The sequence below is a fragment of the Steroidobacter agaridevorans genome, from assembly GCF_009932555.1.
Lineage (GTDB): Bacteria > Pseudomonadota > Gammaproteobacteria > Steroidobacterales > Steroidobacteraceae > Steroidobacter > Steroidobacter agaridevorans.
Map to the genome: position 1 here is coordinate 638,044 of NZ_BLJO01000001.1, position 18,542 is coordinate 656,585.

The following is an 18,542-nucleotide window of genomic DNA, read 5'->3' on the forward strand; positions in this document are numbered from 1 at the left end:
TCAGTCTTGAACGAAACGCGACAGGATCTGCAATCCCACGGCGCCGCTCTTCTCAGGATGGAACTGGCATCCGATCATTCTGCCGCCCCCCACTGCGGCGGTCACCCGATGACCGCCATACTCGCAATGGGCGAGGACGTGCCTCGCATCCGTCGGCACGAAATGAAACGAGTGCACCAGGTACACCGATTCGCCGGCGCGTGTCGTCGCCAGCGCCGTGCGCGACCAGTCGGCATTCTCCGCCGGCGCCAGGTTTCGCCAACCGATGTTCGGAATCTTTTGCGCCGAGCCCTCAGTTGTAACCGCCGGCACCGCGACCACGCGTCCCGCGATCAGATCGAGCCCGGCGTGTTCGCCGAATTCTTCGCTGACGCCGGCCAACATCTGCATGCCCAGGCAGATGCCCATCAACGGCCGGCCCGACTGCGCATGGCGGCGGATCGGCTCCACCAATCCACGCTCACGCAAGCCGGCCATCCCGTCGGCGAAAGCGCCCACGCCAGGCAGTATCAATCTCGATGCTCCTGCCACCACGGCGGCATCGCCGCTGACCGTGACTTCGGCGCCAACTGATTCCAGCGCGCGCTGCACGCTGTACAGGTTGCCCATACCGTAGTCGACGACAGTGACTTGCATCGTCATACCTGCCTCACTGTGATTTCCGCCGCATTGGCGGCAGCTCTCAAATCCGCCAGGCTCGCGCGGTTGTAATGCAAGACATCGGCGAAGGCGACGGCGTCAGCGCGCCCTTCTTTCACCACGGCGGACAAATGCGCTGGCTCGCCATAGCCGCCGCTCGCGATCACCGGAACGTTCACCGCTTCGGAGATCGCGCGCGTCAATTCGACATCGAAGCCTTTGCGCGTGCCTTCCTGATCGATCGAGGTTATGAGCACTTCGCCGGCGCCGAGCTCGATGCCGCGGCGGGCCCACTCGACCGCATCCAGTCCGGACCTCTCCCGCCCGCAGTCCGTATACACCTCCCAACGTCCGCTCTCGCGTCGCTTGGCCTCGATCGACAGCACCATGCATTGCGAGCCGAAACGCCGCGCCACTTCACGGATCAGCTCCGGACGATGCACGGCCGCGGTGTTGATCGCCACCTTGTCCGCTCCGGCGCGCAGCAGATCGGTAACATCCTGAACCGTGCGTATGCCGCCGCCCACGGTCATCGGGACGAACACGTCATGCGCCGCTCGCCGCACGATCTCCGTCAGCTTGCTGCGCCCATAGAGACTGGCGACGACGTCGATGTACAGCAACTCGTCTGCGCCCTGCTCGTAGTACCGCTTGGCGAACGCCTGCGGGTCGCCGATGACGCGCAGACCTTCCAGATGGACGCCCTTGATCAGGTTGGGTCCCTTGATGTCCAGCCGCGCGATCAGACGGACTTGCCTGCCCATTACGAATGTTCCGGTTGCTCGTGCCAGACCGCATGTCGCAGCTGCCACTCGTCGCCCTGTCGCTGCCACAGATGCGGCGAGCGGAAACGATCGACGGTGGCATGGAACTCGCTCTCGCTCAGCGAGATGTACTCGAGGAAATCCTTGAAATACTTGTTCGGGAACTCCTGGTCGTAGCGACGCACCAGCTGCACCCCTTCCTCGCGCGTGATCTTTTCGTTGCGGATCTCCTGTGCCGCATCGTAGGTCGCGCGGCCAATGCCGAATTTCGCGAGCGTGGTGTAGTAATGGAACATGTCGATGCGATCGTCGATGCTGCTGTATTTCGAATACGTGCCCTCGGTGCGTTCGCTGTTCGCCTGAAAACCGGTGTTCTCGGCGGCGTAGTAGTAGCACTCCTGCGGATCCCACTTGAGGTAATAGCCGAGGTAGTGCACCTCCACCTTGCGCTGCTCCAGGTAGTCGGCGCTCGGCGGAATGTAGGGCGCGAAGTCGTTCAATTTGAAGCTGCTCTCGGCCAGGATGTCCTTGATGGGCTTGCCGCCGAGAACGATGTCCAGCGGGTCGCCGATCGAGAAGAACTTGCGATCCATCGTCGGGCGATAGTTCTCGTTCGGGTTGTTGCCGTACTCGGCCTGGTTCTCGCCGTACATCACCAACGGCACGCCGAACTTCGCCGCAATGAGCGGGCCGATGATTCGCTGCCCGACGATGAACGGCTGGAACGGGTGCAACAGATTCAGGAACGCTTGCCGGGTGAGATAGCGGTGCAGCCGGCCGTTGGGCGTGAACAGGATGTTGTCCAGGCCGCCGACGTGCACCCAGTTCTCGAAATTCTTCCAGCCGATCTCCGTGTACTTGTGCGGAGCCCAGGTCACGGTCAGCGGATTCATCCCGTATTTGTATTTGAGGATGTGCGAGGTGTACGCGCTGTCCTTGCCGCCGCTGCCCGGCACGATGACGTCGTAGCCGCCGTCGCTGCGGCGATGCTGATCCAGCAAGTCGATCAGCGCGCCTTGCCGCTTTTCCCAATCGATCTGCTTGGCCTTCACCTCGTTATAACGACAGGCGTCGCAGACGCCCTGCTCGTCGAAGCCGATGGTGGCCTTCTTCTCCTCGCGCTGATGCTTGAACTCGACGGTCGAGCTCGGCCGCTGATTCGAGATGACGCAATGACGGCAGAACACCACCGTCTCCGGGAGTCCGAAATATGCTTTGACCATGACTGTCTCAGTGGCTTTTATGCCGTCCGACGAAAAAGAATTCGGTGGCGGAGAGCACCTCGAGCCGGCATAGCTCGCGGTCGATCTCGCGCAGGTAATGGGCCAGCGATTCGTTCAACTGCTCATCGAAGCGCAGTCCGCCGATGAGCTCGTGGAAGAACGCATACCGCCAGTCGAAGCTGAGCTGTTCGAAGCGGGCCGTCAGCGCCGGATACATCTCGGCGTAGCCCGCTTCGTTGTCGTTGACCGATTGCAGGTTGCCGCCGTCGTCGGACTCATACCGCATCTCTGCAAACAATCGCTCGAACTCCCGTTCGCGCGTTGCCGCGTCCGCCGGCACCGGGTAGTCCTTGTAGAAGCCTTTCTTCGCGGAGCACAGCACGCGCAGCAGATGCACGAAAACCGCGTTACCGCGGGTCACGCGATCGCGCACCGGCTCGTGCGCGACGATGATCCCGTCATGCTTGAGCAGCCGCGCGGCCCGGTCCAGAGTGGCGCTCTGGTCGGGGAAATGATGCAAGGCCCCGAGAAACACCACGGCGTCGAACCAGTCCTCTGGCATCGCCGGGCTCTGCTGAAAATCGCCGGCAACGTAATGCAGCGGGGCACGGCTGCTGGCGAAGGGATCCTCGGCGGCGAAACGCTCGGCGATCTGCACGCATTTCGGCGATAAATCGAGCCCGGTGACCTCGGAGCCGGCCCGGGCCAGCTCGAGCGACAAATAGCCGGGACCGCAGCCGACTTCCAGCACCTTCGGCGGTCCGTCGGCGGGGTGAGTGTGCTCATGAATGGCGGCGTTGATGAGCTCGAACTGCTCGCCAAAGTCCAGTTGCACGTAGGCGGGACGGCGCCAGGGATTGTTGTAAAACCAGTCGCAAGGTCTGCAGGTGCGCAAGTCCGGGATGTGGCCGTGCGCGACGCGCTCCTCGATCTGTCGATCGAAAGCATGCGCCTCGGCGGCGAGCGTAGCGTCGGATTCAGTTTGCATGGCGGACCTCCGTACCGTGGTTTCGTGTTACTCAACCATCGACGTGCGGTCTACGAAATATTTCTGCGTCCGTGTCTTCCAGAACTCCGGCAATCTCAAAATGTCGTGAAATCGGGCAGCGCTATCGCCATGACCGAACAATGCCAGCGGCTCCCGCGGCATGCGCTCCCAACCGGCCAGCGCGCGCCCCACCGCTTCCGGCTCGATCGGAACGTCGGCAACCGAAGCGCAACTCACGCGGTTGTACTGTCGCGAGCCGAGATTGATCGCAGGCACGCCGAAATGCGGCGCTTCTCGGACCGCGGCGCTGGAGTTGCCGATGATGAAATCGGCGTGTCGCAACAGCGACAGGAAGTACTCGAAACGCATGGAAGGATAGACGCGGAAGTTGGCCAGGCCGCCAAAGCGTCGATACTCCTCCAGGATGGTGTCGCTGCCATGATCGTTGTTGGGATAGATCACGACGTAGTTGCGCTTCGTCGCGATCACCTGATCCACCACGACGCCAATCTGCCGGCGCAGATCCTCGAGCTCCGAGGTGACCGGATGGAACAGCAGGATTCCATAGTTGGCGAATCCGAAATCGTAACGGCGCTTGACGGCGTCGATGCCGGGCAGCGACTGCGAGTTCATGATATCGATGTCCGGCGAGCCGACCACGTGTATGGTGTCGTCGCGCTCGCCGAGCTGAATGAGACGCGTGCGAGCGCGCTCGTTCGCCACGAAATGCAGGTGCGAGAGCTTGGAAACCGCGTGACGGATCAGCTCGTCCACCGTTCCCGAAACCTCGCCGCCTTCGATGTGGCCGGTGAGAATGTTGTTGAGCGCGCCCACGGTCGCGCCCGCCAGCGCCTCGACCCGATCGCCGTGCACGATCAGCATATCGGGCGAAGTCTCCTTCACGTAATCCGACAAGCCGCCGATGGTCTTGGCCAGCACCTGGTCCATGCTGTCGTTGCTGTTCTGGTTGATGTACTTGTGGATGTTCTTGAATTCCGAACGCTCCACTTCCTCGCAGGTGTACCCGTACTTCGCGAGCATGTGCATTCCGGTCACGAACACGCGCACGTCGAAAGCCGGATCCGCCTGAAGCCGCAGCATCAGGGATTTCAGCTTGCCGAAGTCGGCTCGCGTCCCGGTGAGGAACACGACTTTGCGCGCAGCCGCATCCGTCATGCCGACGTTCCCCCCAGGTGACCCTTGGTCAGGCGCGCGCCGCGCCGGATCGGCTGGAGCACCGGCTTGCCGAGCAGCGAGTCGTAGTCGAGCGCGGAAAAGTCACCGCCGCCGGGGCGCCTGACCCAGATGTTCTCCTCACTGAGTTTCTGACCGGCCGCGATGTCCTGCGTGGCGACGACCGATGCGAATGCGAATGCCATCGTCGGCGCCTCCGCCTCGACCGGGCCCTTGCTGCCGCCACGGGCCGCGAAAATGAGCTTCGAGCCCTGCACCAGGTCGGTCAGCGCCGCGGGATCCATGGAGCAAACGATGTCCGGACCCGGGCGATCCATGCGATCGGTAAAATGCCGCTCGAGCACGCGGGCGCCGAGCGCCACCGAGCCGAGGCAGGCGTGGTTGCTGACCGTATGATCGGACAGGCCGATGACGGCATCCGGGAACGCCTCCTTGAGCTGCATCATCGCGCCGAGCCGTACGAGCTCCGGAGGCGTGGGATAGACATTCGTACAATGCAGCAGCGCGAAGGGCACGCCGGCGGCGCGCAGAATTTCGACAGACGGTCGCACGCTCTCGATCGAGTTCATTCCGGTGCTGAGAATGACCGGTTTGCCGCAACGTGCGATCAGCTTGACCAGCGGATAGTTGTTACATTCGCCCGAGCCGATCTTGTATGCGGGAACATCGAAGCGCGCCAGCCTCAGCGCAGCGGCCCGCGAGAATGGCGTGCTGATGAAAATGGCGCCGCGCGACTGCACGTGTTGCATCAACTTCAGCTCGTCCTGCTCCGACAGCGCGCAGCGCTCCATGATCTCGTAGATGGAGACATCGGCATTGCCGGGTATGACCGACTTCGCCTCGTCCGACATCTCGTCTTCGACCACGTGCGTCTGATGCTTGATGATTTCGCCACCCGCATCGATGGCCGCATCCGCCATCTCGATGGCGGTCGCGAGGCTCCCTTCGTGATTGATACCGATCTCGGCGATCACCACCGGGGGATGGTCGTCGCCGATCATGCGATTGCCGATACGAAACTCAGCCATGTCTGTCTCCCAGAATCCGCTCGACCCGCTGCAGGTCGTCCGGCGTGTCTATATCGATGCTGTCGGCCGCGCTCATGACGTAGGGCACGCTGCCGTTCGAGGGAAATCCATCGCGCGATAAAAAGTCGCTTACCGCGAAAATGTAGATGGCCCCGTTCGGCAGGAACGTCGGCGGCAAATCCTGTCGGCGCGCATTGGACAAGCGCTCGTCGAACAACGACCGCAGTCGCTGCCGCTCATCGAGGCCGAACGCCTTGAAGGGCGATTTCTCCAGTTCGACCACACTCATGAGCGTGGTGGCGCCGTGCCGTGCGAGCAGCTCGAACGCCGCGTCGAGGTGCTGTGCATCGCGCAGCGGCGAGGTCGGCTGCAGATACACGATCAGAGGATCGCGAGCTCGCAGTTCCGCTGGCAGGGTCTCAATGAAATGCCGCACGACCTCGATGGCCGACGCCGCGTCCGTTGCAAATGCCGGCGGCCGTTCGACGGCGCGGGCGTCCAGGCGCCGTGCGACCTCGAGGATTTCGGCATCGTCCGAAGAAACGTAGCTCGCATCGATGGCCGCGCAATCCACAGCAGCTCGCACCGTGTACTCCAGCAACGGCCGGCCGCACAGGACAGCAAGGTTCTTGCGCGGCACACCCTTGGAGCCGCCGCGGGCCGGGATGAGCGCCAGAACGGGATGTGAATCGCGGAACACGAGCTGCGTCCAGATCTCAGACGAACGACTTGAGCGCGTCGGCCACGGCGCGAATCTGCGCCGCTGTCATCTCTGGAAATATCGGCAGCGACAGCACGCGCGACTGATTGCGATACGCAACCGGGAAATCCGCGGGCTGGTGGCCCAAGTAACGGTAGGCCGGCAGGAACGGCAAGGCAACCGGATAGTTGATCACCGTCTGAATGCCGCGTGACGAGAGATGTTTGGCGAGCTCGTCGCGCAACTCGTGACGGACCACATACAAGTGGTAGACGTGCTCGCGGCCATTCGCGACGGACGGCAAGCCCAACCCGGCCACTCCCGCCAACAACCGCCCGTACTCCGCCGCGATTTCCTGACGACGCGTCGTCCAACCCGCCAGATGCGGCAGCTTGACGCTGAGCACGGCCGCCTGCAGACCGTCGAGGCGGCTGTTGATGCCTTCGACCTGATGATCGCCTTTCACCAACCCACCGTGCCTGGCGATCATCGCCATGCGCCCGGCGAGCGCGGCATCGTCCGTCAGCACGGCGCCGGCGTCGCCCATCGCCCCGAGATTCTTCCCCGGGTAGAACGAGAACGACGCAGCCGCCCCGAACGTGCCGATCATGCGTCCCTTGTACCGGGCCAGGTGTGCCTGCGCGCAATCTTCCAGGACCCACAGCTTGTGTTTGGCGGCAATCGCCATGATCGGATCCATGTCGGCGGGCTGCCCATACAGATGGACCGGGATGATGCCGACGGTGCGAGGCGTGATCTTCGCTTCGATCTGCGCCGGATCGATCGTGTAGGTGTCGTCCGTGTCGCAGAAGACCACCTTGCCGCCCGCCTGGGTGACGGTTTCGCTGGTCGAAATCCACGTGTGCGCGGGAACGATCACCTCGTCTCCGGGCTTTACGCCGAAGGCGCGCATGGCGATGTACAGCGAATCCGTGCCGTTCGCGCACGAGACGCAATGTTTCATGCCGATGGCCGCCGCGAATTCCTCCTCGAATTTCTGCACGAAGGGACCGCGGATGAACGCGCTGGTACGGATGACCTCGCTCAATGCGTGATCGATCTGGTCCTTGATGCTCAGATACTGGGAATGAAGGTCCGCGAACGGAACCGTCGTCGCGACGCTGCTACTGCCGGCCATGTTTCTCTCTCTTGGAAGGATCGGCGTCCAGCCGGCGCAACAGGCGGGCGGGATTGCCGACGTAAAATCCCGGTACATCGATATCTTTGGTGACGACCGCGCCGGCGCCTATGACAACGTCGTCGCAGACCGACACGGGCATGATGGTGGCGTTGGAGCCGATGGACACGCGCGAGCCGATGCGCGTCGACTTCCACAGCTCACGCCGTCCCTTCGCCGGCCCACCGGTGGCGAACGGATCGTTGATGAACATCACGCCGTGCGCGATGACGCAGTCTTCACCGATCTCGACCAGCTCGCACACGAACGAGTGCGATTGAATTCGCGTCCTGGCGCCCACGCGCACGCCGCGTTGAATCTCCACGAACGGCCCGACGAACACGCCGTCGCCGAGCGCGCAGCCGTAGACGTTCGCCGGCTCGACGATCGTGACGTTCTCGCCCGCCTGCACATCGACAATCGCGGCCCGCTTGAGGTTGATGCCGGTCACGAACGCGCTCCGAGGCGACACAGCTGCGGCCGGAAGCGCAGCGCCACTTCGCGGCCGGTCTCCACCGACTCGTAGATCGCGCTGATCAGCTCCAGGCTCTTGCGGCCCTCGAGGCCGTCGACCAGATGCTGCTTGTTGTTACGAATGCAGTCGACGACGTGCTCGTAATAGGCCTGGTGGCCGAAGCCGTAAACATTCGGCGGATTGACCGAATACTTCTGCATGACCTGCGCGTCGTCGTCGACCGGCTTGGCGAAGTTCCACACCTTCATTTCGTTGACCGCGAAACCGCCGATCTCGACCGTGCCCTGCTCGCCGAGAATCGAGATCGATCCTTCCAGGTCCTTGGGCCGCACTGCAGTGGTCGCCTCGATGATGCCGAGTGCGCCATTGCGGAAGCGCAACACCACGATCGCGGTGTCTTCAGCCTCGATGTTGACCAGCGCGGTGGTCGCCTTGGCGAACACGCTGTCCACCTCGCCCATCATCCACTCGAGCAAATCCACGTGATGACTGGCCTGGTTGCTCAGCACGCCGCCGTCCAGCGCCCAGGTGCCGCGCCAGGGGTCCTGATCGTAATAGGCCTGCGTGCGACACCAGCGCACTCGCACCGTACCGAGCACGAGTCGTCCGAAGCGCTGCCCTTCGAGCGCTTCCCGCAGCTTCACCACGGGCACGTTGAAACGGTTCTGCTTGACGACGAACAGACGCACGCCGGCCTTGTCGCAAGCACGGATCATCGCGTCGGCGTCATCGAGCGTGAGCGCCATCGGCTTCTCGACGATGATGTTGCGTCCATAGGGCGCCAGCGCGATGACGTGCTTGGCGTGATTGCCGCTCTCGGTCAGCACCACGACCACGTCGCACGGCACGCTCTTCATCATTTCGTGCATGTCGTGGAAGTGCGGCACATCGAACTGCTTGCCGATCTTCTCGGCCTTGCCCGGATTGATGTCGCAGACAGCGGCGAGCTGCGCGTGGGCGATCTGGTTCTGACCGAGCAGCTCGGCATGCCTCTTGGCGATCCGACCGCAGCCGACAAGCGAAAATTTCAACATCTTTTCATCCTTTCTAGATTCGATACGCCTCGAGCGACTCGCGTCCGCCTACGCGCCCACGGCGCGCCTGGGAGGCGCATAAACCCAGAACAGGATCAGCACGCCTACGACGCCGAGCGCGAGTCCGATCACGGGCCCTGCCACCAGCAGCAACAGTTTCTTCGGCTTGATCGGATCGTCCGCGTCGGGCGGCAGGGCCTTGTCGACGACGCGGAATGCATATTCCGGCGTCACGTTCGCCAGCATTCGTTGTTTGATCTGAGTCTCGATCAGGCGATTGATCGCATCGCGCGTGGCGACCGTCGTCGTGGTCTTGAGCTCGGTCTCGAGATATCCGACCGAAGCGTTGGTCCTTTCGATGGCGCGCGCACGCATCTCGGCGTTCAAGCGCTGCACGAGCTCGTTGGCCCACTGCGCCGCGAGCTCCCGGTCGCGCCAGTCCACATTCACGGTCACCAGATTGGTTTTCTTGTCGCGAAAGATGCTACGCACGCGCTTGTCGAAGTATTTGTAGGCTTGCGCTGGCGTCGGCGGCGCTTCGATGTCCGTCCGCCACGTGCCGGTCTGCTTGTCCCACAACTTCGGGAACAGGATCGGCATCAGCTGCAGATCCCGGATGAACGCGTCGGTGAACTGCCGCGACCGGAGCACTGCGAGCGCCTCTTCGGTCGCGGAGCCATCCGCGCCGACGCTGATACCCGCAAGCGAGGCAAGCCCGCCGAGCTGCCCGAGCGCGCTGCCCAGGCCGCCGCTCATTCCGGCGACTTCCGAGTCCGCGGCCGTGAGGACCACCGACCCTCTGTAAACTGGCGTGCTGAGAAACGCCATCGCCGAGGTCAACGCAGTACAGACGACGACGCTGGCGAGGATCCACATCCAGCGCGTCCTCAATCGCGCAAGCAACTCGCGGATGTCGATGAACTCCTCATCGTAGGCCTGCGCCACGGTTGCGTTCACTTGTGCCCCTCCGAATGGTCGGATCGCTCACGTACGAGCGTTTCCTTGCGTATCTGCTCGATCTCGAGTTTCAGCGCTTCGTATTCCTGCATCTTCACTCTCAGGAAGCGCACGGCCAGGCTGGCCTTCTGCTCGATGCCGCGCGGCGTGAGCAGATACATGTAAGCAGCCTTGTTCTGACTGTTGGTGAAATTGCTGGCCTTGATCCAGCCCCTTTCAACCAAGGCCCGCAAGCAATAGTTCACCTTGCCCAGGCTCACCCCGAGCTCGCGCGCCAGATCGCGCTGGCTCATCTCGGGATTCGCTTCCAGCGCCCGCATCAGCTTGTAGTGAACCTCACTCATCGATAGATGCCGGACATTGCCGAGATGTGTTCAAGTGTTGAACGCGGCGGAGTGTAGGGACACCACCACAAGGCTGTCAACGACACGGATCCAAAAGACGCACGGAAACTCGGGCGGTCTGCCAGATCCGGCAGACCGCCCGTCCCTTGACGTTAGAAGGAATTCACCGCCGCGGCGGCGATCGAAAGGTTGTAGATAATCGTGGTCACGGCTATCCAGAACGGCAGTGGCCGCATGCGCTCCGTATCCAGCGGCGCGACGATGGTGTCGCCCGTCTTGATGTCCACTCCGCCGCCGCTGAACCAGGCTGTGCTGGAACGAGTAACGACGCTGCCGTCGGCGCGGACCACATATATATGGTCGTCGTCGGCGCGCGGCGTGAGGCCGCCGCTCATCGCGATGTAGTCGTCCCTGCTCAGATCGTTGCGGAACAGATGCGAGGTCGTGCTCTGCACTTCGCCGATGACCGTGACTTCCTGCACGACGCGCGGCACTAGCAAACGATCGCCGTCTTTCAGCACGATGTCCTGCTCCGAGCCTGATCGCGCCGCAGTCGACCGTTCCAGATCGATGACCAGACGGCCTACGGGCTTGGCTTCACGCAGGGTCGCCAGCAACGATTGCCCGACCGCGAGCGCCGAGCTGGCATCGCGGCCAGCCTCCTGCGCCGACATGAGCGATGCTTGCGCCAGGTCGGATTCCATACGGGTCGCGAGCGTCGCCAGCTGCTTGCGCTCGCGCTCTTTCAACTCCTCGCGAGTGAAGATCGCGCCTTCGGGGAAAGCGAGGTCGGTCAACCCGCCGGCCCGCGCCATGACCGAACGCAGCGTCTCGCCACGATGAATGGGATAGCGCCCGGGGAAGCGCACTTCGCCGCGGATTTCGACTTCTTCCTGAGCCGCCCACAGCGGCACTTCCTTGATGACCAGGTAATCGAAGGGTCGTAACGCCAGATCCGCCGTGGGATCGCCATTGAGCGCCTGGCGCAGATCGATCTCGATCAACTCGGCCTGGCGCGCGCCATTGCTTCCTACCTCATAACGAGTCAGCTCCGCCTGCCCGCCATAGGCCGCTTCGTCCAGGCTGCCACCGGCGCGCAGCAGATCGCTGACCCGCATGCCCGGTTCCAAAGGATAGGTTCCAGGGATCTTCACCTTGCCGGCCACGCTCACTTCGAGCGTCGGCTCGTCGATGCGCGATTGCAGGCGCAGCTCGCGCATCAACGGCTCGATGATGCGGTCACGGCCGGACTCGCGATCGAACACGAAAATCTGATCGCGCGGCGCGAGCTCGAAATTCGCGGCGCCGTTCGGATCCGCCAGCGCCTGCTCCAGATCGGCGGAGAAGACCCGCACCTGGCGGTCGGCAGGCATCTCGCGCCGGACCAGGATATAGCGCTGATCGGCGTTCGGCTTCAGCTCGTCCAGGCTCGGCAACACATCGGACAGGCGCATCCCCGGAGTGAATTGATATTCGCCGGAACGATGCACGTGCCCATTGACGGCTACGGAGTTTTCCAGGATCGCGCGGATCGTCGGGACTCGGAGCGTGTCGCCGCTCTGAAGAGGGAGCCCCCGGCCGCTCGCGGCGGAAAGGTTTACATCGACAGTGACACGCTGACGCTGGCTGTTGACGCGCTCGAGCGTCGCGAGAGTCGGGTCGGCCTCAGGCAACAAGCCGCCTCCCAGCTCCAGCAGCTCGCCGACCGCTGTTTCAGCCTTCAATTCATATATCGCCGGACGCCGCACTTCGCCGGCCAGACCCACGGTCGCGCCGACCGGCGGGACGAATATCACGTCGCCCGGCAACAGTCGGGCGTCGGCGCTGGTGTCGCCGTGCAACAGCAGTGCGTACAGATCCAGGGTGGTCACGGTGCGACCGGCGCGCTTCAGCTGAATATTGCGCAACGAGCCGATCTCCTTCACGCCGCCGCTGACGAACAGCGCATTGGTGATCGTGGACAGGCCGCTCACGGTATAGGAGCCCGGCACCTCCGCGTCACCCAGCACGAAGACACGAATCGAACGCAGCTCACCCATGCTGACGTTCACATCGGTTCCGATCATCTGCTCGCGAATCACGGCTTCCAGCCGCTCGCGAACTTCCTCGAAGCGCAGCCCCGCGACCGGGACCGGCTCGAGCTCGGGAATGTTGATGCGGCCGTCGCGGCCCACCACCAGCGCATAGCGGCCCTTGACGCTGCCGATCAGCTGGATCTGCAAGGTGTCGCCGGGGCCGACCACATACTCCGAGGGTACGGGCACATCGGTCGCGGGCGCGAACGTCGAGGGCGAGCCGGCAAACAAGTCGTAGCCGAACGGTTTCAACGCTTCCGAGCCATAGGCTTTCAACGGCAGCCGCGTGAGCGCGACGATGAAGTCCGCTAGGCGCAGCTCCGCCGAGATACGTTGTGTCGCTTCGTTTGCAGTCAGGCCGGCGAGCGGGATCGGGCCAAGCTCGGGAATGTTCAGAATGCCCCACTTGTCGAGCTTGTATGGATTGCGCCGGAGCACTCGCTCTCGCAATTCTTCCAAGCGAACGGTCTCTTCCTGAGTACGCTCGAGCAACTCCTGGGTCTGCGCCTCGGCCGGTTGTTGGGAACCAGCCATGCGTGGATCGGTCATTTGCCGCCCGGGAATCGCCGGCTGTCCCGCGCCGCGCCGCTCCTCGCGCCGCTCCCTCTCTTCGATCTCCGGCGCCTTGCGCTTGAACTGACGAACTTCCAGGGTCAGCAGCACCGTATCGCCGCCCTTCAGCTTGGGCTCCCGGGGCAGTCCATCCGGACCAACGCCGTCGGTCTCCTCGTCACGCGCCCTGGGGCGAACGGTCTGTGGAAATTCGAGTGGTCGATCCGAAACCACTCCGGTGCGCGGCAACGGCGTGCGCATGCCACCGCCGCCCATGGCCTCCATGATCGCCCGCTGCTGCTCGGGCGACATGTTCTGGAACATCTCGATCTGGTCCGCGGAGGGCGTTTGGGCGACTGCCGCTGGCGACAGCGCCATGCTGAATAGCAGATAAACGAGGATTGAGGCCAGCCGGAGAGCCCGGCCGGCGAAACTGGTGCTAAGCATTCAGGGCCGCTTTGACGAAATGTATTCCCTGCGACAAGGGGCGGGAGTTTACACAGCCGCCCCCGCAGATGCGATTACTTCGTCAGCCGCGGCGCTCGGACAGGTGCGCCAGCAGCCAGCGATAGGTTGCGGCCACACCTTCGCGCAACGGGATCTTCGGACGCCAGCCGAGATCCCGCAGCCGGGACGTATCGAGCAACTTGCGCGGCGTTCCGTCAGGCTTGCTGGTATCGAAGCGCAGTTGCCCGCTGAAACCGACGATTTCCTGAATGAGCCGCGCCAGCTCCAGGATGGAAACATCTTCGCCCCAGCCGATATTCACCGGATGATCGCTCGAATACTCGCGCAACAGGAACAAACAGGCATCGGCCAGGTCATCGACGTGGAGAAACTCCCGGCGCGGCGTCCCGGTACCCCACACCACCACCTCGTCGAGGCCCTGCTGCTTCGACTCGTGAAACTTACGAAGCAAGGCCGGCAACACGTGCGAATTGTTCAGATCGAAATTGTCGCCCGGTCCATACAGGTTGGTCGGCATCGCGCAAATGGCATCGAACTGATATTGCCGCCGGTACGCCTGGCACATCTTCACACCGGCGATCTTGGCAATGGCGTACCACTCGTTGGTCGGCTCGAGCGGTCCGGTGAGCAAACAATCCTCGTTCATCGGCTGCGGAGCATATTTCGGATAGATGCAGCTGGAGCCGAGAAATAGCAGTTTGCGCGTGCCGAGCCGATACGCGGCGTCGATCACATTGGTCTGAATCTGCAGATTGTCCCGGATGAAATCTGCCGGATAAGTGTTGTTGGCGTGGATGCCGCCAACCTTGGCCGCCGCCAGAATCACCAACTCCGGGCGCTCCTGCGTGAAGAAACGTTCGACCGCGGCCTGGTTGCGCAAGTCGAGATCGGCGCTCGAACGCAGCAGGATATTCCCGTGGCCTTCGACCTGCAGCCGCCGAACGATGGCGCTGCCGACCAGCCCGCGATGTCCGGCGACGAAAATGCGCGCGTCTTTACTCATGTCGGTGGTACGTGCGGAAACCTTCGCGGGCCACGAGAGCATCCCGACGGGCAGCCTCGAGATCCGCGGCAACCATTTCCCGCACCAGCGTGTCGAAGCTGGTCTCGGCCTGCCAGCCGAGCTTCTGTCGGGCTTTGGTCGCATCGCCAAGCAGAGTATCGACTTCCGTGGGGCGGAAATAACGGCTGTCGACTTTCACGATCGCGCGGCCTGAGTTGCCGTCGATGCCCTGCTCGTCCACACCCTTGCCCTGCCATTCGATACGCATGCCGAGCGCGGCGCCCGCCAGCTCGACGAATTCCCGTACCGAATGCTGCTCGCCGGTGGCAATGACGAAATCCTCCGCCTGCTCCTGCTGCAGCATCAGCCACTGCGCCTTCACGTAGTCGCCCGCATGGCCCCAATCGCGCAATGAGTCGAGATTGCCGAGATAGATCGTGTCCTGCAGCCCTTCCTTGATCCTCGCCAGCCCGCGCGTGATCTTCCGAGTCACGAAGGTTTCGCCGCGGATCGGCGATTCGTGATTGAACAGGATGCCGTTGCAAGCATACATGCCGTACGCCTCGCGATAGTTCACGGTGATCCAGTATCCGTACACCTTGGCCGCACCATACGGCGAGCGTGGATAGAACGGCGTGGTCTCCCGCTGCGGGACTTCCTGGACCTTGCCGTACATCTCGGACGTCGATGCCTGATAGAAGCGCGTCTTCTTTTCCAGGCCGAGGATGCGCACCGCTTCGAGGATGCGCAGCGTGCCCAGGGCATCGGAGTTCGCGGTGTACTCCGGCGTCTCGAACGAAACGTGAACGTGACTTTGCGCGGCGAGGTTGTAGATCTCGTCCGGCTGCACCTGCTGGATGATGCGGATCAGGTTGGTGGCGTCGGTCAGATCGCCGTAGTGCAGGAACAGCTTGACGTTGCGCTCGTGCGGATCCTGATACAGATGATCGATGCGATCGGTGTTGAACGACGAGGCGCGCCGCTTGATGCCGTGGACCTCATAGCCCTGCCCGAGCAGGAACTCGGCGAGGTAGGCGCCATCCTGGCCTGTGATTCCGGTAATCAGCGCTTTTTTCACCGCAGCCTCTCATCGTCAGCTAGCCCGGCTAGCCACGCCAGCGGGCGACATGCTCCAATAAATTCCTGAGCGACGGCTCGGCCCCGGCCGCGGCCTCGCCCGGCTTTTCCAGCGCCGGCGCCAGCGACTCCGCCAGCTTCTTGCCCAGCTCCACGCCCCACTGATCGAAGGCGTTGATGCCCCAGATCACGCTCTGCGTGAACACCTTGTGCTCGTACAGCGAGATCAGCCGGCCGAGCGTCTTCGGCCCAAGGCGCGGGAACAGGATCACCGTGCTCGGCCGGTTGCCCGGGTGCAGCTTGTGCGGGATCAGCCGCGCAATCTCACTTTCGCCCGTGCCCTTCGCCGCCAGGTCCTGGCGCACCTGCGCTTCGGTCTGACCGAACGCGAACGCCTGGGCCTGCGCGAAACAATTCGCCAGCGCCAGGTTCTGCTGTTGCTGGAACGGACTCGACGCATTCACCGGCGCGAGAAAATCCAGCGCCACCCGCGCCGTGCCCTGGTGCAACAGCTGGAAGAACGAGTGCTGGGCATTCGAGCCCGGCTCGCCCCACAGCACCGCGCCGCTGTCGTACTGCAACGGCGTGCCCGCCAGGGTCACGCTCTTGCCGTTGGATTCCATCTCCAGCTGCTGCAGATACGCGGGGAAGCGGTGCAGCCGCTGGTCATAGGGCAGCACCGCGAGCGAATCCAGGCCGAGGAAATTCCGATTCCAGACGCCCAGCAATCCCATCAGCACCGGCAGGTTGTTCTCGAACGGCGTGGTGCGGAAGTGCTCGTCCATCTCGTGGCCGCCTTCCAGCATGAGCTCGAACTGATCCATGCCGAGCGCCAGCGCCACCGACAATCCCACTGCCGACCACACCGAGTAGCGACCGCCCACCCAGTCCCACATCGTAAAGCGGTTTTGTGGCGGAATTAAGAAAGCATCCATCGCCTTGGCGTTGGTCGAGACCGCGGCGAAGTGCCGCGCCGGCGCGCCCTCGCCCAGGCGGTCGACGATCCACTGGCGCGCCAGCTTCGCGTTGGTGAGCGTTTCCAACGTCGAGAATGTTTTCGAACAGACGACGAATAGCGTACGGGCCGCGTCGACTTTCTCCAGCACGTCCCCGAGCTGCACGCCGTCGATGTTCGATACGCAGTGCAGACGCAGATTCCGATTGCGATATTTCGCGAGCGCCTCGGTCGCCATCACGATGCCCAGATCCGAGCCGCCGATGCCGATGTTGACGATGTCGGTGAAGGTCTTGCCGGTGTGGCCGTGAATGCGGCCGCCGTGAATCCCTTCGACGAACGTGCGCATCTTCTGCAGGCTCGCACGCACTTCGGGCATCACATCCTGGCCGTCGACCAGCACCGGCCGCTCGGTGCGATTGCGCAGGGCCGTGTGCAGCACCGCGCGATTCTCGGTCGTGTTGATTTTTTCGCCACTGAACATGGCGTCGATGCGACCGCGCAGATCGCGCGCGTTCGCCAGGGCGAGCAGCAGACGCATCGTTTCAGCATCGACGCGCTGCCTCGAAAAATCGAGCAGCAGGTTGAGCCCGGAGGTCCGAGAGAAACTCACGGCGCGCTGCGGATCGTTCGCGAACAAGTCCCGCAGATGCCGGCCTCGCATGCTCGCAGCGTGTGCCTCGAGCGCCTGCCACTCAGGCGTCGTGTTCGCTGGCGTCATGGGAAAACCTCCTGTGATTAGCTCATCGGCACTGGAATGGTGCCGGAGGCTACCTCACCGACGGCGCAGCGTGAAGCTTTTGCGAGTACTACTATGCTCGCTTACTTGCCGTAGTAGCCGACGTACCACTCGATGAAGCGACGCACGCCTTCTTCCACCGGCGTGGCGGGCCTGTAACCCACGTCCCGCACCAGATCGTCCACGTCCGCGGAAGTGTCCGGCACGTCGCCCGCCTGCAGCGGCAGCAGATTCTTCTGCGCCTTCTTGCCGAGGTTCTGTTCGATGCACTCGATGTACTTCATCAGCTCCACCGGCGAGTTGTTGCCGATGTTGTAGAGCCGGTACGGCGCCTTGCTGGTCGCCGGATCCGGCTCATCGCTGTTCCAGTCCGCGTTCGACTGCGCCGGCCGGTCCACGGCCCGCACCACGCCCTGCGCGATGTCGTCGACGTACGTGAAGTCGCGACGATGGTTGCCGTAGTTGAAGACGTCGATGGGCTTGCCCGCCAGGATGTTCTTCGTGAAAAGAAACAACGCCATGTCCGGCCGGCCCCACGGGCCGTACACGGTGAAGAAGCGCAGACCGGTGACCGGCAGCTGATACAAATGCGCGTAGGTGTGCGCCATCAGCTCGTTGGCCTTCTTGGTGGCGGCGTAGAACGACAGCGGATGGTCGACGTTCTGATGCACCGAGAACGGCATCTTCGTATTCGCTCCGTACACCGAGCTGGTCGACGCATACACCAGATGCCCGGCGCCGTTGTGCCGGCAGCCTTCCAGGATGTTCGCGAAGCCGACCACGTTGCTGTCGATGTAGGCCAGCGGATTCTGGATCGAATAGCGCACCCCGGCCTGCGCGGCCAGATGGATCACGCGCTGGAACTTCTCCTGCTTGAACAGCGCCGCCATGCCCTCGCGATCCGCCACGTCCAGCTTCACGAAGCGGAAGTTCGGGAACTTCTGCAGGATGCCGAGGCGCGCCTGTTTCAGCGAAACGTCGTAATAGTCGTTGAGGTTGTCGAGGCCGACGACCTCGTCGCCGCGAGCGAGCAGAATCTGAGCGGTGTGAAAGCCGATGAAGCCGGCGGCGCCGGTGAGAAGCAATTTCATAGGACGCTTAGCCGATATCCGTGATTGAAAGTCAGCAAATAACTCGGTGGACAAGCCAC

The 18,542-nt window shown here is 63.0% G+C and carries 17 protein-coding genes; all 17 read right to left on the reverse strand.

The features are described from left to right. On the reverse strand, positions 1–642 hold the full coding sequence (gene hisH / locus GYH35_RS02745) for an imidazole glycerol phosphate synthase subunit HisH (RefSeq protein ID WP_202624042.1): 642 nt from the start codon (positions 640–642) through the stop codon (positions 1–3). Further along, the gene (gene hisF, locus GYH35_RS02750) at positions 639–1,403 is read right to left on the reverse strand and encodes an imidazole glycerol phosphate synthase subunit HisF (RefSeq protein WP_161813699.1); all 765 of its coding nucleotides are present in this window, start codon (positions 1,401–1,403) and stop codon (positions 639–641) included. Before hisF ends, hisH begins: the two co-directional genes overlap by 4 nt. Then, entirely contained in the window at positions 1,403–2,626 is a 1,224-nt protein-coding gene (locus tag GYH35_RS02755) for an N-acetyl sugar amidotransferase (protein ID WP_161813698.1), read from the reverse strand. Before GYH35_RS02755 ends, hisF begins: the two co-directional genes overlap by 1 nt. Positions 2,627–2,633: 7 nt before the next feature. Then, positions 2,634–3,614, reverse strand: a complete 981-nt coding sequence (locus GYH35_RS02760) for a class I SAM-dependent methyltransferase (RefSeq protein WP_161827590.1) — start codon at positions 3,612–3,614, stop codon at positions 2,634–2,636. 27 nt (positions 3,615–3,641) lie between these two features. Continuing rightward, on the reverse strand, positions 3,642–4,790 hold the full coding sequence (gene neuC, locus GYH35_RS02765) for a UDP-N-acetylglucosamine 2-epimerase (RefSeq protein WP_161827591.1): 1,149 nt from the start codon (positions 4,788–4,790) through the stop codon (positions 3,642–3,644). After that, positions 4,787–5,836 (reverse strand): N-acetylneuraminate synthase family protein, encoded by a 1,050-nt coding sequence (locus GYH35_RS02770; RefSeq protein WP_161827592.1) that lies wholly within the window; start codon positions 5,834–5,836, stop codon positions 4,787–4,789. The genes neuC and GYH35_RS02770 overlap by 4 nt, the downstream gene beginning before the upstream one ends. Continuing rightward, the gene (locus tag GYH35_RS02775) at positions 5,829–6,536 is read right to left on the reverse strand and encodes an acylneuraminate cytidylyltransferase family protein (protein ID WP_161813694.1); all 708 of its coding nucleotides are present in this window, start codon (positions 6,534–6,536) and stop codon (positions 5,829–5,831) included. The genes GYH35_RS02770 and GYH35_RS02775 overlap by 8 nt, the downstream gene beginning before the upstream one ends. Positions 6,537–6,552: 16 nt before the next feature. Next, complete coding sequence (locus GYH35_RS02780) at positions 6,553–7,674, reverse strand: DegT/DnrJ/EryC1/StrS family aminotransferase (RefSeq protein WP_161813693.1); 1,122 nt, start codon at positions 7,672–7,674, stop codon at positions 6,553–6,555. Then, positions 7,661–8,164: an acyltransferase gene (locus GYH35_RS02785; protein ID WP_161813692.1), complete on the reverse strand. Its 504-nt coding sequence runs from the start codon at positions 8,162–8,164 to the stop codon at positions 7,661–7,663. The genes GYH35_RS02780 and GYH35_RS02785 overlap by 14 nt, the downstream gene beginning before the upstream one ends. Then, positions 8,161–9,222, reverse strand: coding sequence for a Gfo/Idh/MocA family protein (locus tag GYH35_RS02790; protein WP_161813691.1), 1,062 nt, complete (start codon positions 9,220–9,222; stop codon positions 8,161–8,163). Before GYH35_RS02790 ends, GYH35_RS02785 begins: the two co-directional genes overlap by 4 nt. A gap of 48 nt (positions 9,223–9,270) precedes the next feature. Next, positions 9,271–10,179, reverse strand: coding sequence for a Wzz/FepE/Etk N-terminal domain-containing protein (locus GYH35_RS02795; protein ID WP_161813690.1), 909 nt, complete (start codon positions 10,177–10,179; stop codon positions 9,271–9,273). Then, positions 10,176–10,523, reverse strand: a complete 348-nt coding sequence (locus GYH35_RS02800; RefSeq protein WP_161813689.1) for a MarR family EPS-associated transcriptional regulator — start codon at positions 10,521–10,523, stop codon at positions 10,176–10,178. The genes GYH35_RS02795 and GYH35_RS02800 overlap by 4 nt, the downstream gene beginning before the upstream one ends. Positions 10,524–10,675: 152 nt before the next feature. Beyond that, positions 10,676–13,597: an SLBB domain-containing protein gene (locus tag GYH35_RS02805; protein ID WP_161827593.1), complete on the reverse strand. Its 2,922-nt coding sequence runs from the start codon at positions 13,595–13,597 to the stop codon at positions 10,676–10,678. 82 nt (positions 13,598–13,679) lie between these two features. After that, a complete protein-coding gene (fcl, locus tag GYH35_RS02810; RefSeq protein ID WP_161813687.1) occupies positions 13,680–14,621 on the reverse strand; it encodes a GDP-L-fucose synthase in 942 nt (313 codons plus the stop codon). Beyond that, positions 14,614–15,699, reverse strand: coding sequence for a GDP-mannose 4,6-dehydratase (gmd, locus tag GYH35_RS02815; protein WP_161813686.1), 1,086 nt, complete (start codon positions 15,697–15,699; stop codon positions 14,614–14,616). The genes fcl and gmd overlap by 8 nt, the downstream gene beginning before the upstream one ends. Before the next feature lie 28 nt (positions 15,700–15,727). After that, the gene (pgi, locus tag GYH35_RS02820; protein WP_161813685.1) at positions 15,728–17,374 is read right to left on the reverse strand and encodes a glucose-6-phosphate isomerase; all 1,647 of its coding nucleotides are present in this window, start codon (positions 17,372–17,374) and stop codon (positions 15,728–15,730) included. A 101-nt stretch (positions 17,375–17,475) separates the two neighbouring features. Further along, positions 17,476–18,483: an NAD-dependent epimerase gene (locus GYH35_RS02825; protein ID WP_161827594.1), complete on the reverse strand. Its 1,008-nt coding sequence runs from the start codon at positions 18,481–18,483 to the stop codon at positions 17,476–17,478. Positions 18,484–18,542: the final 59 nt, after the last annotated feature.

Bases quoted from the DNA above. Each gene is read 5' to 3' on its own strand.
- fcl (WP_161813687.1), bottom strand. From the start codon at position 14,621: ATGAGTAAAGACGCGCGCATTTTCGTCGCCGGACATCGCGGGCTGGTC.
- GYH35_RS02805 (WP_161827593.1), bottom strand. From the start codon at position 13,597: ATGCTTAGCACCAGTTTCGCCGGCCGGGCTCTCCGGCTGGCCTCAATC.
- GYH35_RS02770 (WP_161827592.1), bottom strand. From the start codon at position 5,836: ATGGCTGAGTTTCGTATCGGCAATCGCATGATCGGCGACGACCATCCC.
- neuC (WP_161827591.1), bottom strand. From the start codon at position 4,790: ATGACGGATGCGGCTGCGCGCAAAGTCGTGTTCCTCACCGGGACGCGA.
- GYH35_RS02825 (WP_161827594.1), bottom strand. From the start codon at position 18,483: ATGAAATTGCTTCTCACCGGCGCCGCCGGCTTCATCGGCTTTCACACC.
- GYH35_RS02790 (WP_161813691.1), bottom strand. From the start codon at position 9,222: ATGTTGAAATTTTCGCTTGTCGGCTGCGGTCGGATCGCCAAGAGGCAT.
- hisF (WP_161813699.1), bottom strand. From the start codon at position 1,403: ATGGGCAGGCAAGTCCGTCTGATCGCGCGGCTGGACATCAAGGGACCC.
- GYH35_RS02755 (WP_161813698.1), bottom strand. From the start codon at position 2,626: ATGGTCAAAGCATATTTCGGACTCCCGGAGACGGTGGTGTTCTGCCGT.
- hisH (WP_202624042.1), bottom strand. From the start codon at position 642: ATGACGATGCAAGTCACTGTCGTCGACTACGGTATGGGCAACCTGTAC.
- pgi (WP_161813685.1), bottom strand. From the start codon at position 17,374: ATGACGCCAGCGAACACGACGCCTGAGTGGCAGGCGCTCGAGGCACAC.
- GYH35_RS02780 (WP_161813693.1), bottom strand. From the start codon at position 7,674: ATGGCCGGCAGTAGCAGCGTCGCGACGACGGTTCCGTTCGCGGACCTT.
- GYH35_RS02760 (WP_161827590.1), bottom strand. From the start codon at position 3,614: ATGCAAACTGAATCCGACGCTACGCTCGCCGCCGAGGCGCATGCTTTC.
- GYH35_RS02800 (WP_161813689.1), bottom strand. From the start codon at position 10,523: ATGAGTGAGGTTCACTACAAGCTGATGCGGGCGCTGGAAGCGAATCCC.